Raw genomic sequence first — 15,689 nt, 5'->3', positions numbered from 1 at the left:
AATGAGGTCCGCGGTTGCTGTCGCCAATCCATTCGTGATGGTCTAAGACGCAAATTGCCGGGCTGAGGAGAGAAGACGATGGACTCTAAGACTCAAACTCCCGCAAAAGGCATGCAGTCGGCCGGCGTGAAGTATCGCCCCTATCCGCAGGTGAATATTCCCGATCGTACCTGGCCGACGAAGACGCTCACCAAGGCGCCGATCTGGTGCTCCGTCGACTTGCGCGACGGCAATCAGGCGCTGGTCGACCCGATGGGCCACGACCGCAAGGCCCGCATGTTCCAGCTGTTGCTGGACATGGGCTTCAAGGAAATCGAGATCGGTTTCCCCTCAGCCTCGCAGACCGACTTCGACTTTGCCCGCTGGTGCGTCGAAGAGGGCAATGTGCCTGACGACGTGTCGCTGCAGGTTCTCGTCCAGTGCCGCCCCGAATTGATCACCCGCACCTTCGAGGCGCTGCAGGGCGCCAACAGGCCGATCGTGCATTTCTACAATTCCACCAGCGAGCTGCAGCGCCGCGTGGTGTTTGCCAAGGATGTCCACGGCATCAAGCAGATCGCCGTCGATGCCGCCAAGATGATTTCCGACATGGCGGCCAAGGCCGGTGGCGGCTACCGCTTCGAATATTCGCCGGAGAGCTTCACCGGCACCGAGCTCGACGTGGCGCTGGAAATCTGCAACGCCGTCATCGCCGAGATGAAGCCGACGCCTGACAACAAGCTGATCATCAACCTGCCGTCGACCGTCGAGATGGCGACGCCGAACATCTATGCCGACCAGATCGAATGGATGTGCCGCAACCTCGACAACCGCGAGAACCTGATCATCTCGCTGCATCCACATAACGACCGCGGCACCGGTATCGCCGCTGCCGAGCTGGCGTTGCTGGCCGGCGCAGACCGTGTCGAAGGCACGCTGTTCGGCAATGGCGAGCGCACCGGCAATGTCGACGTCGTGACGATGGCGCTGAACATGTTCACGCAGGGCATCGATCCCGAGCTCGACTGCTCGGATATCGTGCGCATGAAGGACGTCTTCGAATATTCGAACCAGATGCCGATCGGCGAGCGTCATCCCTACGTCGGCGAACTGGTCTACACGGCCTTCTCCGGCTCGCACCAGGATGCGATCAACAAGGGCATGAAGGCGATCAAGGTTGCCAATCACCCGGTCTGGGAAGTGCCGTATCTGCCGATCGACCCGCAGGATGTCGGCCGTTCCTACGAGGCGATCATCCGCATCAACTCGCAGTCGGGCAAGGGCGGTATCGCCTACATCCTGCAGCAGGACTACGGCATCAACCTGCCGCGTAACCTGCAGGTCGAGTTCCGCGAAGACATCCAGCGGATCACCGATGAAGAAGGCAAGGAACTTCCCTCGAAGCGCATCTACGAGCGCTTCATCGAGCGCTACGTGACGCAGCCGACCGGCCGCATCAAGTTCGTCGATCACCACACTTTCGCGCATATCGACCGCAAGGGCGTGCGCGTCGTGGCGGCCGAGATCACTGACAATGGCGTGACCAAGCATATCGAAGGCCACGGCAACGGCCCGATCGACGGCTTCATCAACGCGCTCTCGGCCTATCTCGGCATCGAAATGTCGGTGCAGGACTATTCCGAGCACTCGCTGCAGAACGGCTCGAACGCCGCCGCGATCTCCTATGTCGAGACGGCCTATCCGGGCGGCAAGCTGTTTGGCGCCGGTATCAGCACCAATATCGTCGGCGCCTCGCTCGAAGCGATCGTCTCGGCGGCAAACCGCGTGCTCGAAGTGAAGGCCGGAAAGCACTGAACAAAGCAAAGGGCGCGGCGGAGAGATCCGCTGCGCCCTTGATGTCTAAGACCGTCAGCTTAAAAAAGCCTGCGAGAAAGTCGCGTCGATTTTTAAGCGGTCGTACTCCAGCAGCCAATGGCCGTATCGCTCGTAGAGAGCCTGCAAGGGCGCGCGGTCGATGGCGATAATATCCGCCCCCCGATCATCGTAGGCCAGCATTGCAATGCCGCGTTCTAAGTCGACGATATAGATCTCGGTCAATGATCGAGGTTTGGGCGATACGGGCAACTCTCTCGCGATGCTTGCCCAAAGAAGAATGTCGATCAGGCCCGGTTCGTTTCGAAAGTCTGCGACATGCCAGTATCGGTATCGGTCGCTCTGTTCATCGTCGGGGCTGCCTTTTTCGGCGGGGCCAAAATCAGCCTTGAAGCCCATTTCTCTGAGCGTTCGAAATGAGGCCGTCGACTTCGATGTTCGCCGCTCGCCCTCGTAGTAGCTGACGACAGCGGTGAGCTTCTCCGAGTCCGCAAATGCGGCATTGGCCAGCTCGCGGGCGCGATCGATCGCCTGCAGGAAACAGAGCGGTTCTTCCCGAATGCCTTCGGCCAGTTCAAAACGCAATGCGAATTGTGCCTGATAAAACAGCGCGTGCGGAAATTCTCTCCAGCCAAACACTCGGGAGATGCGCTCGGTCGGCAGGCCAAGGCTTGAGTTCATAAGCGCGCCCCGTCGATGTTTTACGGAAGGGTCTTACTGATCGTTTGGGCCAGGCGACGCGAATCTAGATCGTGGCTGCGATTTCCATGGCGATCTGGCTGAGCGATGCTTCGGCCGATGGGCCGACCAGGACGTAGGCGGTGCCGGCATTGTGCCAGGTCACCAGGCCGATCTCGTCCTTGATCGTTTCCTTGAAATCTTCGGTTTCCGGCTGCTGCGTGTCTTTGCGGAAGTAGATGGTGATCAGGTCGCCATCGGCGCTGGAATAGACGAGCTGCCCGGTTGGCTTGCCGTCGCCGAGCACGACGCGGGCGCCCTGGAAGGTCCAGCCGTCATTGCTGAGATCGGGAACGCGGAAGGCGACGCCGACCGTCGAGGTGAGCCAGCTGGAAATCTCTTCGGCCTGCGACGCCGGCACTTCGACCAGATGGCGGGGCTGGCGGATGATCATGCGCTGGTAGCCGGCGATATCGGCCAGCCAATCCTTGCTGCGGCCGCTGTCGTCGGCAATGTGCTGGTCGTCCGAGGGTGTCGGATCGCCGGGGCCGATGCCGACCAGATAGCCGATGCCGCAACCGGCAACGAACAGGAGAATGGCGGCGGCCAGCGACTTGCGCCCTGACGGCGCGAACTTGAGGGCCGGACGGGTGGCGCGCGGGGCGAGGGGCGCCTTCGGTGGCTGCACGCTCTTGATCGAGCGTACGAGCGCCAGCGGCACGGGCTCCTTCAGCACGTCGTCGAGGCGGCGGCGGCCGAAATCGGCGCCGTGACGCAGCTTGTCGTAAAGCCTGCGGGCGCCTTCGTCACTGGCGATGCGCTCTTCCAGCTCATGCTTCTCCTCCGGCGTCGTCTCGCCGTCGAGGAGGGCAGTCAGCTGGGCATCGAGCGGCAGTTTCTTGAAATCCGGCAAGGTCAGTACCTGTGGTGAAAATCGTCTGCGAGGCTGGCGAAATGCAGCCTGGCGGCGGCAAGCTGCGCCGAAACGCCGGTTGCCGGAATGCCCATGATATCGGCGGTCTGCTCGTAGCTGTGGCCTTCGACCACGGTCAGCAGGAAGATGCTCGCCAGGCCTTCCGGCATCTCTGCCAGCATGCGGTGGATGAGATCGGTATCGGTGACCGTGGCCCGCTCGCGGGCGGCTTCACGGATATCGGTGACGTTGCCCTTGGGGGCTGCCGTGCGGGCGCGCCGCTTGCGGCCGTCCTCGTTCCACAGCTGGCGGGCGAGGGTGTAGACCCAGCTTTCCAGGCGGCCTTCGCCGTTCCACTGATGGCTCTTGGCGACGGCGCGCTGGCAGACGGTCTGGACCAGTTCGTCGGCGCTCGCCGTATCGCCCGTCAGCGCAATCGCAAAGCGGCGCAACCGAGGCAGCAGGCCTACAAGGTCGCGTCTGATGTCGATGGTCGTTACGGGCTGACGCATAATCTCATTTCATGAACATGTCCGGAGCGAAGCATCCGGTGCGGGTCGTATTTTTATATCGCGTATGTGACCTTTATGAAACAAGTTTGACGCGCTCCGCAACAGGAACAGCGGCTAAGCGGCAGTTTCCCAAAGGTTTTCTGCCGCTCATCACGTTCAGTTGTTTTCAATAGGTCCGGTAACCGTTCAGGCTTTGCAGCAGAGCGCGGTAGGCCCAGGTATTTTCACCGCCGCGATCGCGAATCTCGACGAGCTGAACCTTGGCACCCTGCACGTCTCCTTGTTCCACCAAAGCCTGGCCCATGTATGACCGGGCGAGAATATAATTCTCGTCGGCCTGCAGCGCCTTGCGATAGTAGGACATACCGAGTTCGAAGCGGCCGGCCTTGCGGTTGGAATAGCCGAGATAGTTGAGGATGCGCGGATCGTTCTGGTTCCTGGCGAGGTTGAGGATGTTGATGGCATTCTCATACTGGCCGGCATAGGCGAATTCGCGGGCGAACTGGTAGAGCTCGTCGTCGTTGAAGCTCTGCTTCTTGGCGTCGACACATTCCTTCTTCTGCTTGTCCCAGACCTTACCGTCGGCGCATTTGGTCGTCGTCTCTGTCTTCGGCGGCGGCTTGGTTTCGTCGCTCTCGTCGCCGACCGCGAAGGCCGGTGCGGCAAGCGCGGCGGCAAGGCCGAAGGCGAGGGTGAGGCGGCAGATACGATTGGCGGCGATGCGCATGGCGGGCTCCCTGGTCGGCGTCGATGGCGGGATTGTACGCCTCGATTTGGAAATACCAAGGGCAGGATCGCCGGATCGGCAAAATCCTCAGAAAGCGATTCAACAAGCGGCGAAACTGATTCCGCTCTTGCTGCTAAAGCTTGAAAATATCGACGCTTTCGGGCGATACGCCATCGCCGCGATCATTGAGGCTGAAGCGCTCGCCCTTCAGCTCCCAGGCGCCGGGTGAGCCGTCGATCGAGAAGAGATTGTAGGCGGCGCGCGGCTTCATGCCGCCGGGTCCCTGTGAGGCGGACGCGATGCCGACGACGGGCACGGGGCCGGTCTGGCCCTTCAGCCAGTAGAGCGTGTTCAGATGCGTGTGACCGTGCAGCACGAGCTCGGCGCCGCCGCTGGTGACGACGGCGGCAAAGCGGCGGATGCCGATCATCCGCTTGTGGAAAGACGTGGCGCCGCGGATCGGCGGATGGTGGATCATCACCACGCGGAAGAGGCCGGCCTCACCGGCGGCGCGCAGCATGTTGACCGCCTCGCGAGCCTGGCGCTGGCCGAAGAAGCCACTGGCGGCAAAAGGCGGGGTGGCGACGGCCGTCGAGCAGCCGACGATCGCGACTTTGCCGCGGATGCGCAGATAGGGAAAGATGTGGCGGTCTTCCTCCCATTGCGGCGGCGCCAGATCGCCGCGCACGTAGTCGTACCAGGCGCGCATCGATTTCTCGTAGGCACCGGGCACATAGGCGTCGTGATTGCCGGGGACGATCGAGGTTTCCTCGGGATCGCCGAGCTCGCGAAGCCAGGCGGCGGCCGAGCGGATCTCGAGGCCGCTTGCGAGATTGACGAGGTCGCCGGTGACGGCGAGATGATCGGCCTCGCGGGCGCGGATATCATCCAGAAGCAGGTCGAGCGTTCCGCCGAAAAGATGCTTGCGCCGGTTGCGGTGCCAGTTCACAAAGCCGGTGATGCGCTTCGAGAAGAGCTCGCGGATCGAAAGACGGGGAAGTGGGCCGAGGTGAATATCGGAGATATGCGCGAGCTTGAACATGCTACGACACATAGACCAGGATATTTACAATTCAAACACATCCGCTTGAACGAAATAGTGAAAACGGAACGATGGCGAGCAACGAGATCAGGTCCTGGCAATCGAAAATTCTGATGCGGGTCGTCCACGTCTATTTCGCCGCGACGCGGGGAATGACGATGGGCGTGAGGGCTGCGTGCTTCGATCCGTTGGGCCGCGTCTTCCTGGTGCGACACAGCTATGTGCCGGGCTGGCATATGCCGGGCGGCGGCATCGAGCGGCGGGAGACCTCGCATGATGCGCTGGTCAAGGAACTGCGGGAAGAGGGGAACCTGAGGATCATCGGCGAGCCGAAGCTCTTTCAGGTCTATCTGAATACGTCGGCGAGCCGCCGCGACCACGTGGTCTTCTACCGCGCCGATGTCGAGCAGACGGCGCCGCGCAAGCCGGATGCGGAGATCGTCGAGAGCGGCTTCTTTGCGCTCGATGCATTGCCCGAGGGCACGACCGAGGCGACGAAACGCCGCCTCCGGGAGCTGAGCGGCGAGGAACCCGCCGCTCATTACTGGTGATCCTCAGGCGGCAGCCGCCAGCTTGGCGCGGCCATGCGGCCGGTCGAGATCGAGATCGGGGCCGACGGGGACGATGCCGGTCGGGTTGATCGTCTTGTGGCTGCGGTAATAATGCTCCTTGATATGGCGCATGTTCACCGTCTCCTTGACGCCCGGCGTCTGGTAGAGATCGCGCAGGTAGGCCGACAGGTTCGGGTAGTCGTCGATGCGGCGGATGTTGCACTTGAAGTGGCCGACATAGACGGGGTCGAAGCGCACCAGCGTCGTGAACAGCCGCCAGTCGGCTTCGGTCACCCGGTCGCCAAGGAGATAGCGGCCCTTGCCGAGGCGCTCTTCCAGGGCATCCAGCGTGCCGAACAGCTTGACGACATTCTGCTCGTAGGCTTCCTGCGTCGTCGCAAAGCCCGCCTTGTACACGCCGTTGTTGACGGTGTCGTAGACCAGCGCGTTGATTTCATCGATCCCGGGAGCGAGGTTTTCAGGATAGAAATCCTGCGTCGAGCCGGTCAGGTGGTCGAAGGCACTGTTGAACATGCGGATGATTTCGGACGATTCGTTGTTGACGATCGTGCCGGTCTGCTTGTCCCAGAGGACGGGAACGGTGACGCGGCCCGAATAGTTCGGATCGGCCTTCACGTAGATTTCCCAGAGCGCCTTGGCGCCGAACAGATGGTCGCCGGTGGCGCCGTCGCTGATCTTGAACTCCCAGCCGTTCTCGACCATCAGCGGATCGACGACGGAGACGGAGATCAGGTCTTCGAGCTTCTTGAGCTTGCGGAAGATCAGCGTGCGGTGCGCCCAGGGACAGGCGAGCGACACATAGAGATGATAGCGCCCGGCCTCGGCCTTGAAGCCGCCGGTGCCGGAAGGACCGGCCTCGCCATCCTTCGTCACCCAGTTGCGGAATTGCGAGGCAGCGCGCTTGAAGTGCCCCTTGCTTTCCTTCGTATCGTACCAGACGTCATGCCAGACGCCTTCCACCAGCATGCCCATTGTGCGTTTCCTTCGAATTGGTCTCGTTGACGCAAAGATATCGCAGCCGCGCGCGCTTTGCAGTGGGCAAAGATTGAACAGTGCGTCACAGCGATTTTCACCCCGCCGCATTTTGCGTTGGACGGCGGAAATTTTTCCTGCTATCGGCCATTTCACATTTTTCTGCGGAACCCGATTTGATGTACGCAATCAGAAGCCTGCGACGACGCTGAAGCTCCCGAACGCCTGAAGGGCGTGTTCGAGAACCCATGCTGTCTGTCTATCCGGTTTCTGTCTCATCATGCACAAGCACGATCTGGTCTACCTCACTGAGGATGCGTCTCACGACGCCGCTATCGAACTCATCAACGAAGAAGCATTCGGTCCGGGCCGCCATACCCGCGCTGCCGCTCGTATTCGCGAGCAGGGGCCGCATGACCGTTCGCTTTCCTTCATCTGCGCCGACGACGGCGAGACCATCGCCTCGGTGCGGATGACGCCGGTGCAGGCGGGGGGCGTCAAGGCGCATCTGCTCGGGCCGCTCGCCGTGCGGCCGTCGCATAAAAGCCGGGGCATCGGGCGCGAACTGGTGCGGATCGCTGTCGAAGCCGCCAAGCGCAGGGGGTCTGAGGCGATCATTCTGGTTGGCGACCCGCCCTATTACTGCCAACTCGGGTTCGAACGGGTCGCCCACAACGCGCTCAACTTCCCGGGTCCGGTCGATCCGGCGCGTGTTCTCGTCGTGCCGGTCAGCGACGACACTCATCAGCGTCTCAAGGGCTCAATTAGCTGGCGTAAATAGAGCTTATCGTCTATCAAACCCCTGATTTCCTTGGGACTCACCAGGGCTGCGTGACGGGGGACGGCGAATGAGCGGCATTTCCATGGACGAGGCGCTCGACCGCGCCGGAACGGGGGCGTTCCAAAAGCGGCTGATGGGCATATTCGGTCTCGTCTGGGCTGCCGATGCCATGCAGGTGCTCGCCGTCGGTTTTACCGCCGCATCGATCGCTGCGACATTCCAGCTGACGGTGGCGCAGGCGCTGCAGACGGGAACGCTCTTCTTTCTGGGCATGCTGATCGGCGCCATGGTGTTCGGCCGGCTGGCCGATCGCTGGGGACGGCGCTATGTGCTGATCCTGACCGTCGCCTGCGACGCGCTGTTCGGTCTGCTGTCGATCTTTGCTCCCGATTTTACCAGCTTGCTGATCCTGCGCTTCCTGACCGGCATGGCGGTCGGCGGCACGCTGCCGGTCGACTACGCGATGATGGCCGAATTCCTGCCATCGAGGAACCGCGGGCGCTGGCTGGTCATGCTCGAAGGCTTCTGGGCGGTGGGAACGCTGATCGTGGCGCTCGCGGCCTGGGCGGCGAGTGTTGCGGGCGTGGCCGATGCCTGGCGCTATATCTTCGCCGTGACGGCGGTGCCGGCGATCCTCGGCGTGGCGCTGCGCTTCTTCGTGCCGGAATCGCCGCTTTATCTGCTGCGTTCCGGCCGGGGGGCCGATGCCAAGGCAATCGTCAACCGGATGCTGGAAGCCCACGGCAAGCCGCCGCTTGCCGCCGGCGAGGAGATCGTCGCCGCGCCGCATGCGGATTCCGAGGGGGTGTTCTCGCCGCCGCTTCGCCGCCGCAGCCTGATGATCCTGGCGATCTGGTTCCTCGTCTCGGTTTCCTATTACGGCGTCTTCACCTGGATGCCGGCGCGGCTTGCGGGCGATGGCTTCGGCTTCGTGCGCGGCTATGGTTTCCTGGTCTTCGTGGCGCTGGCGCAGATCCCCGGCTATGCGCTCGCCGCCTATGGCGTCGAGGCTTGGGGCAGGCGGCCGACGCTGATCGGATTCTGCCTGTTGTCGGCGGCGGGTTGCCTACTGTTCGTGCTGTCGCCTGACGACGTGCTGATCGGCGCTTCGCTGCTGCTGATGAGCTTTGCGCTGCTCGGCACCTGGGGTGCGCTCTACGCCTATACGCCGGAGCTTTACCCGACCGGATCGCGCGCGACCGGCATGGGGGCGGCGGGTGCGATGGCTCGTCTCGGCGGACTGGTGGCGCCGTCGGTGATGACCTTTGTGGTGTCGATGGGGCTCGGCGTGGCGATCGGGCTCTTTGCCGGGTTGCTGGTCATTGCCGCCATTGCGGCGCTCGCCATCGACGCGGAGACGCGTCAGGCCTCGCTTGGCTGAAAGCGCTTCTTCAGCCAGGTGAAGGTGTGGCCGCCGGCAAACTCGCCGAGTGAGCCGATCGTCTCATAACCGTAGCGCCGGTAGACGCCGAGGGCGTCGGGGCTCATCGTATCGATGAAGGCGCCAATGCAGCCGCGGCGTTTGGCTTCGTCTTCCGCCATCTGCAGCAGCGTTCCGGCCAGACCCTTGCCGCGCATCTCCTCGGGAATGAAGAGCATCTCGATATAGAGCCAGTCGCGGGCCGTATAACCGACGAGGCCGCCATTGATCTCGCCGTCGTCGCCGCGCAGGCGGATCGCCAGTTTCTCGCGGCCGCTCTCGCCGAAGCGGGCTACGTTATAGGCGATCAGCGGGTCGGCGATCTTCTTGCGGTCCTTCTTGGAGAGAACCTTGGTGACCTTCAGCTTCTGCGGGGCCATGGCTGAACCTTTCGGCGGCGATCTCTATCGCCTGCCGATATCAGAGTCGTCAGTTCGACAAAATGGCTCAGCGTCCTTCGCGCCACCACATGGCGCCGAAGGCGAGCAGCAGCACGCCGACACCGGCGAAACCGGCAAAGAGCGGCAGCGTGTTGATACCCTTCAGAACCGTCTCGTTGGTGAGCTTGATCTGCATGCGCTCGTTGTCGGCGACGCGGATCTGGCCGCGGACGGGGAGAACCGGTGGCACTTCGATCGCGCCATTGGCATCCGAAACACGGGCGTCAAGGCCGCGGGTCTTGTCGGTGATCGGCTTCAGCACATCGGTGGTCGAGACCATCGCCTTGAATTCCGGCGCATCGACGGCGCCGACATGGACGAGGGTGGTGAGGTCGCCGTTGCGGATCTCGAAGAGGCCGATCTCGTCCATCTTCTTCTCGGCCTTGTAGAGGCCGGGCTCGGACTGGGCGAGCGGCAGGTCTTCGGTCTTGCCGGAGGGGTAGCGCACGGTGGCCGGGCCGGGATCGCCGCCGATCGTCTGGCGGGTGATCTCAAGCGTGCGGCCCTGGGCGCGGGCGGTCAGCGCCTCTTCCTCAAGCGCCGGTTCCTTCATCAGCCAGTGGGCGATGCGGCGATAAAGCGAGACATGCGGGCCGCCGCCTTCGAAGCCGCGGGCCCAAAGCCAGCCCTGATCGGAGAGCAGCATGGCGACGCGGCCCTGACCGGCACGGTTCAGCACCAGCAGCGGATTGTTATCGGCACCGACCATGACCGTCTGGCCCTGCGGCTGCTCGACACCGACAGAACGGAACCAGCGGCCCCAATGCGGCGGCTCGTCGGCGGAGCCATCGAGGCCGCGGGTGACCGGATGCTTGCGGCCCTCGTCGGAGAGGCGCGGATAGAAGGCCTTCTCGATCATCTGGCCGGTGGGCGCGGCCGGCAGGACCGATTGCAGCGGCGTCAGCGCGATCGAATCCTGGCCGGCATGTTCAGGGCCGGCGGCGATCAAGAGCGCACCGCCGTTTTCGACATATTGGGCGATGTAGTCGTAATAGAGGATCGGCAGCACGCCGCGATGCTGGTAGCGGTCGAAGATGATCAGGTCGAAGTCCTTGATCTTGTCGACGAAGAGCTCGCGGGTCGGGAAGGCGATCAGCGACAGCTCGTTGATCGGCGTGCCGTCCTGCTTTTCCGGCGGGCGCAGAATGGTGAAATGCACCAGATCGACCGAGGCGTCGGATTTCAACAGATTGCGCCAGGCGCGCTCGCCCGCATGCGGCTCGCCGGAGACGAGGAGGACGCGCAGGTTCTCGCGGATGCCGTCGATGACGTGGACGGCGCGGTTATTGGCCTCCGTCACTTCGCCGGGCAGGGCCGCAACCGCGAATTCCAGGACATTGCTGCCGCCGCGCGGGACGCGGAAGGAGAAGGGCGTATCCTGGCCGGGTGTCGCCTGCAGCGTGGCGATCTCGTCGCCGTTCAGCTTGACGGTGACGGTCGCCGTACCGCCCGGGCTCGGGCCGTCGTCGAAGACGCGCAATACGAGCTGCTGCTCTTCATTGACGATGCCGAAGCGTGGCGCCTTGATGACCTCGATGCGGCGGTCGAATTCGTTCGGCTTGCCGGTGATCAGGCCATGGATCGGCGCGTCGAAGCCGAGCGCCTGATTGACGCCGGGGACGTCGTGAACCTCGCCATCGGTCAGCATGATCGCGCCGCCGATACGGGCGGGCGGCACGTCGGCGACGGCGGCGGAGAGAGCGTTGAAGAGGCGGGTTGAGGGGGCGTCGGAGTCTTCGGGCTCGGTCGCCTCGACATAGCGCGGCTCGATATTCGGGAAGCGCGACAGCCGGTCCTTCAGCTGAGCCAGCGCATCGTCGGTCATCTTGATGCGCTCGGGCGTCTGCTGGCTCTGGCTGCGGTCGACGATGACGGGGACAACAGTCGACAGCGGCTCGCGGTCCTCCTGCATCAGCAGCGGATTGGCAAGCGCGGCGAGCAGGGCGATGGCGGCGACCGTGCGGATCCAGGCGCCACGCACGCCGCGCCATATGGCGAAGACGGCGACGATGGCGACAACGACGGCGAGCGCAGCAAGGATCGGCCAGGGAATGAAGGGTGCGAAATCCAGCGTCATGTCACTGCCCCAGACGTTCGAGGAGGGCGGGGACGTGGACCTGGTCGGTCTTGTAGTTGCCGGTCAGCATATACATCATGATGTTGACCCCGGCGCGGTAGGCATATTCGCGCTGCGCCTCATCCGGCGGCACGGTCGGCAGCATCGGCGTACCGTTCTCATCCACCGCCCAGGCGCCGGCGAAGTCGTTGCCGGTGATCAGGATCGGCGAGACGCCATCGGCGGAGGCTGCGGATTTCGGGTCGCTGGCGCGATTGTCCTGGCGAGCCTCGATCCAGAGCGGGCTGCCGGCATAACGGCCAGGGAAGCTCGACAATAGATAGAAGGACTTCGTCAGGACGTGATCCGAGGGGACGGGTTCCAGCGGCGGAATGTCGAGATTGGCGAGGATCTGTTGCAGACGTTCGCCATTGGCGCTCTGGGCGCCACCGGAATTATCGAGTGCCGAGAACTGGTCGCGGGTGTCGAAAAGCACGGTGCCGCCGGCGCGCATATAGGCGTCGATGCGGTTGATCGCTGCGGTCGACGGCATCGGCGCCGATGCCGAGATCGGCCAGTAGATGATCGGGTAGAAGGCGAGCTCGTCCTTGGCGATGTCGAGGCCGACGGGCGGGGCCGGTTCCAGCGTCGTGCGGTAGGTCAGAAACTCGGTGAGGCCCTCGAGGCCGCGCTCGGAGATATTGTCGACATCCTGTTCGCCGGTGACGACATAGGCGAGGTGGGTGTTGTCGAGCCGCTGCAGGATCTGATCGTCGCCGGGCTTGGAATCATCGGCGCGCAGGTCATGGGGGGCGAGGAACAGGCCGGCGGCGATGGCGATCGCGATCAGCGCTGCGCTGCGCGCTGCCGGGCGAAGGCGCGAGAAGGCGCCGCTCATGAACATGACGATCAGGCTGTCGGCAAGCAACAGCAGGAAGGCGATCAGGAAGAGCGCGGGCTTGGCAGACCATGTCTCGCCGCCGATCAGACCGGCGCGCACCACGGTGACGCCGGCGGTATTGAGCGGCTTCAGTTCGGCATTATCAGGCAATACATTCAACGCGGTAAAGCCATCTTCTGAACCATAGAGTCCGGGTGGATTGTCGAAATTCGAGACCGGAGCTGCCTTGGCATTGGGGATCAGCGGGCGGGCGGTGCCGGTTTCGGTCGTCATCACGCCCTTGGCCGTCAGCAGCCGGAAGGGCGGCAGGGCTTCGGCGGCCGATGCCGCACCTGCTTCGGACGTGACGCCGCCGGAGCGCGAGAGCTGGACGATACGGCGCAGCATCTCGACGAAATTGCCGGAGATCGGCAGGTTCGACCAGGTCGCTTCGGCGCTGACATGGAAGAGCACGATGCGGCCGGCATTGATCGGCTTGGTGGTGACGAGCGGCGTGCCGTCTGCAAGGCTTGCCCAGGTGCGTTCGGCAAGGTCGGGCGTCGGCTCGGCGAGAACCTGGCGCTTGATCGTCACATCGGTCGGCTTCGCCATGCCGGCGAAGGGGCCGAAATTCGGGAAATCGGCGAGCGGCTGCGGTTCGGCCCAGGAGAGGGCACCGCCGAGGGCGCGTTCGCCCTGGCGCAGGATCACAGGAACAAGCGGATCGTCGGCCGGCGCAGCGGCAAGGCGCGGACCGGCGAAGCGGATCAGCGTGCCGCCATTGGCGATCCAGCGCTGCAGCGGCTCGTATGTCTCCTGCGGCAGGCGGCCGATATCGGCCATGATGATCACCGAAGGGTTCTGCGACAGGAGATCGGGGATCGAGGTGGCGAGATCGGGCGAGTTCGGCTCGATCAGATCGGCATAGGGCTGCAGGGCGCGCTGGATGTAATAGAGCGGCGAGAGGAGCGGCTGGAACTCGTCGCGGGCCTCGCCCGAGAGCAGCACGACGCGGCGGCGCTTGAAGCCATCGTCGAGCAGATGGACGGAGCCTGCGGTCGCATGAGCATCGATGCTGACGCGGGCGAAATCGTTGCGCATTTCGAAGGGTGCGGCGATCGAGCCGATCGAGGTCGACTGTCCCGGCTGGAAGGAGACGGAGCCGGCGGCGATGGCGCGGCCCTGCGCATCCTGTGCCGTCAGCGGCAGTTGCGCCGCACTTGACGTGTCGAGACGTGTCGCGGTGACGGTCATCGCGTCAGCGGCGTTGCTTGCGCCGGTGATGGCGATCGTCTGTTCGGCATCGCCTTCGATCAGGCGCAGTTCGGCGGGCTGCAGGTTGGCGAGATCGCGGACGGTCGTCTCGTTGTCCCTGGCGGCAGCGCCATCGGCGAGGAAGGCGAGCGTGCCGGGCTTGGTGCCGTTCAGCGCGGCGCGCAGTGCCTCGAAGGCGCGCTGGCGATCCGGAACCAGCGGCTTCGGCTCGGCGGCCTGCAGCTTGTCGCGGGCGGCGGCGGCGCTTCCCGGTACCGCGTCATTGGTCGGGTCGGCGGTGAAGGCGATGGCGACGGGGCTGCCGGCGGCATCGGCATCGTCGATCAGCGCTTCGGCGGTCTGGACGCGGCGTTCCCAGTCGGGTGCGGTCGCCCATCCATTGTCGACGAAGAGGACGAGCGGGCCACCAGCGACCAGCGAATTGGTGCGCGGATTGAAGACCGGGTCTGCGATCGCCAGGATGACGGCGGCGGCAAGCAGCATGCGCAGCAGCGTCAGCCACCAAGGGCTCTGCGCCGGGGTCTCCTCCCGCTTCAGGACGCTGGCGAGAATCTTCAGCGGCGGGAAGACCTCGGTCTTCGGGCGCGGCGGGGTCAGCCGCAGCAGCCACCAGATGACCGGAAGGGCGACGAGGGCGCCGAGAATTGCGGGATAGGCAAAAGCGAAGGGAAGGGCGTTCACAGCTGCCCTCCATGCGTCGCCTTGGCCGGCATGCCGGAGAGATACATGTGAACCGCGACGAGGGCTTCGGAGGCCAGATGGTCGGTCCTGTGAGTCACGAATGTCCAGCCGAGATGGCGCAGCGACTGGCCGAGATTGTCGCGGCGGGCGAGATAGGCGCGGGTATAGGCCTCGCGGATATTCTCGGCGCGGCCGGATACGAGCTTCGAGCCGGTCTCGGGATCGCTGAATTCGGTTCGGCCGCTATAGGGGAAGACCTCTTCGGCGGGATCGGCCACTTCGACGACATGGCCGCGCAGTCCACGGCGGGCAAGCGGCGTCAGGCGCGCCATCACTGCATCGGCCTCATCGAGGAAATCGCCGATCAGCACCAGGTCGCTCCAGCCGCGGATCATCGCCACCTCAGGCAGGCCGCCGGTCAGCTGCGAATGCATCAGTGCCGTTGCCAGGCGCTCGGCGGCATTGCGGGCCGAAACGGGTTCCATGACGCCGGGGCAGCCGATGCGTTCGCCGGAACGTGCGAGGATTTCGGCGAGCGCCAGCATGATGACGAGCGCCCGGCTTTCCTTGGAGACGTTGCCGAGCGTCGACTTGTACATCATCGACGGCGACATGTCGGCCCAGAGCCAGATCGTGTGGGCGGCTTCCCATTCGCGTTCGCGGATATAGGTGTGGTCGTCGCGGGCCGAGCGGCGCCAGTCGATGCGCGCCAGGCTCTCGCCTTCGGTATAGGGACGGAACTGCCAGAAATTCTCGCCGATGCCGCGCTTGCGGCGGCCGTGCCAGCCGGCGATCACGGTGTTAGCGATCCGCTTGGCCTCGACCAGGCAATCCGGCACCAGCGAGGCGCGCTGCCTTGCTCGTGCAAGCGCATCGCTGCCGGGTGTCGGATTGACGATCTGTCCGATAGAGGCCACGCGTTGCTTAT

Annotated in this window: 14 protein-coding genes; 4 read left to right on the top strand and 10 right to left on the bottom strand. The window is 64.0% G+C overall.

The window, feature by feature from the left end; genetic code table 11:
* Positions 1-78 precede the first annotated feature (78 nt).
* Entirely contained in the window at positions 79-1,794 is a 1,716-nt protein-coding gene (gene leuA / locus ACEN84_RS22205; RefSeq protein WP_203428421.1) for a 2-isopropylmalate synthase, read from the top strand.
* A gap of 54 nt (positions 1,795-1,848) precedes the next feature.
* Here leuA and ACEN84_RS22200 read toward each other — a convergent pair whose 3' ends face one another.
* The 5 genes from ACEN84_RS22200 to ACEN84_RS22180 form a co-directional block, all read right to left on the bottom strand.
* The gene (locus ACEN84_RS22200) at positions 1,849-2,493 is read right to left on the bottom strand and encodes a DUF3885 domain-containing protein (RefSeq protein WP_413709929.1); all 645 of its coding nucleotides are present in this window, start codon (positions 2,491-2,493) and stop codon (positions 1,849-1,851) included.
* A 64-nt stretch (positions 2,494-2,557) separates the two neighbouring features.
* Positions 2,558-3,403, bottom strand: coding sequence for an anti-sigma factor family protein (locus tag ACEN84_RS22195; RefSeq protein WP_413709928.1), 846 nt, complete (start codon positions 3,401-3,403; stop codon positions 2,558-2,560).
* A gap of 2 nt (positions 3,404-3,405) precedes the next feature.
* A complete protein-coding gene (locus tag ACEN84_RS22190) occupies positions 3,406-3,915 on the bottom strand; it encodes an RNA polymerase sigma factor (protein ID WP_112719371.1) in 510 nt (169 codons plus the stop codon).
* Between the two features lie 166 nt (positions 3,916-4,081).
* Positions 4,082-4,642, bottom strand: a complete 561-nt coding sequence (locus ACEN84_RS22185; RefSeq protein WP_130277803.1) for a tetratricopeptide repeat protein — start codon at positions 4,640-4,642, stop codon at positions 4,082-4,084.
* Between the two features lie 133 nt (positions 4,643-4,775).
* Positions 4,776-5,684, bottom strand: a complete 909-nt coding sequence (locus ACEN84_RS22180; RefSeq protein ID WP_112719369.1) for a metallophosphoesterase family protein — start codon at positions 5,682-5,684, stop codon at positions 4,776-4,778.
* A gap of 71 nt (positions 5,685-5,755) precedes the next feature.
* On the opposite strand from ACEN84_RS22180, the gene ACEN84_RS22175 reads away from it, so the two are divergent.
* The gene (locus ACEN84_RS22175) at positions 5,756-6,235 is read left to right on the top strand and encodes an NUDIX domain-containing protein (protein ID WP_413709927.1); all 480 of its coding nucleotides are present in this window, start codon (positions 5,756-5,758) and stop codon (positions 6,233-6,235) included.
* Between the two features lie 3 nt (positions 6,236-6,238).
* Here ACEN84_RS22175 and ACEN84_RS22170 read toward each other — a convergent pair whose 3' ends face one another.
* A complete protein-coding gene (locus ACEN84_RS22170; protein ID WP_199627149.1) occupies positions 6,239-7,228 on the bottom strand; it encodes a glutathione S-transferase family protein in 990 nt (329 codons plus the stop codon).
* A 280-nt stretch (positions 7,229-7,508) separates the two neighbouring features.
* Between ACEN84_RS22170 and ACEN84_RS22165 the strand changes: the two genes are divergently transcribed.
* A complete protein-coding gene (locus tag ACEN84_RS22165) occupies positions 7,509-8,009 on the top strand; it encodes a GNAT family N-acetyltransferase (RefSeq protein ID WP_413709926.1) in 501 nt (166 codons plus the stop codon).
* 67 nt (positions 8,010-8,076) lie between these two features.
* Entirely contained in the window at positions 8,077-9,390 is a 1,314-nt protein-coding gene (locus ACEN84_RS22160; protein ID WP_413709925.1) for an MFS transporter, read from the top strand.
* Here ACEN84_RS22160 and ACEN84_RS22155 read toward each other — a convergent pair.
* The 4 genes from ACEN84_RS22155 to ACEN84_RS22140 all read right to left on the bottom strand — a co-directional run bounded on the left by ACEN84_RS22155 (position 9,372) and on the right by ACEN84_RS22140 (position 15,678).
* Entirely contained in the window at positions 9,372-9,809 is a 438-nt protein-coding gene (locus ACEN84_RS22155; RefSeq protein WP_413709924.1) for a GNAT family N-acetyltransferase, read from the bottom strand. The two genes, ACEN84_RS22160 and ACEN84_RS22155, sit on opposite strands and share 19 nt — an antisense overlap.
* 67 nt (positions 9,810-9,876) lie before the next feature.
* Positions 9,877-11,946: a hypothetical protein gene (locus ACEN84_RS22150; protein WP_130277809.1), complete on the bottom strand. Its 2,070-nt coding sequence runs from the start codon at positions 11,944-11,946 to the stop codon at positions 9,877-9,879.
* A gap of 1 nt (position 11,947) precedes the next feature.
* Positions 11,948-14,761: a DUF4159 domain-containing protein gene (locus ACEN84_RS22145; RefSeq protein WP_413709923.1), complete on the bottom strand. Its 2,814-nt coding sequence runs from the start codon at positions 14,759-14,761 to the stop codon at positions 11,948-11,950.
* Positions 14,758-15,678: a DUF58 domain-containing protein gene (locus ACEN84_RS22140; RefSeq protein WP_413709922.1), complete on the bottom strand. Its 921-nt coding sequence runs from the start codon at positions 15,676-15,678 to the stop codon at positions 14,758-14,760. The genes ACEN84_RS22145 and ACEN84_RS22140 overlap by 4 nt, the downstream gene beginning before the upstream one ends.
* Between the last annotated feature and the right edge of the window lie 11 nt (positions 15,679-15,689).

The organism is Rhizobium sp. Rhizsp82, assembly GCF_047325115.1.
Classification (GTDB): Bacteria; Pseudomonadota; Alphaproteobacteria; order Rhizobiales; family Rhizobiaceae; genus Rhizobium.
Note: the sequence above shows the minus strand (reverse complement) of the source record. Positions and strands in the feature narration are given on the sequence as shown.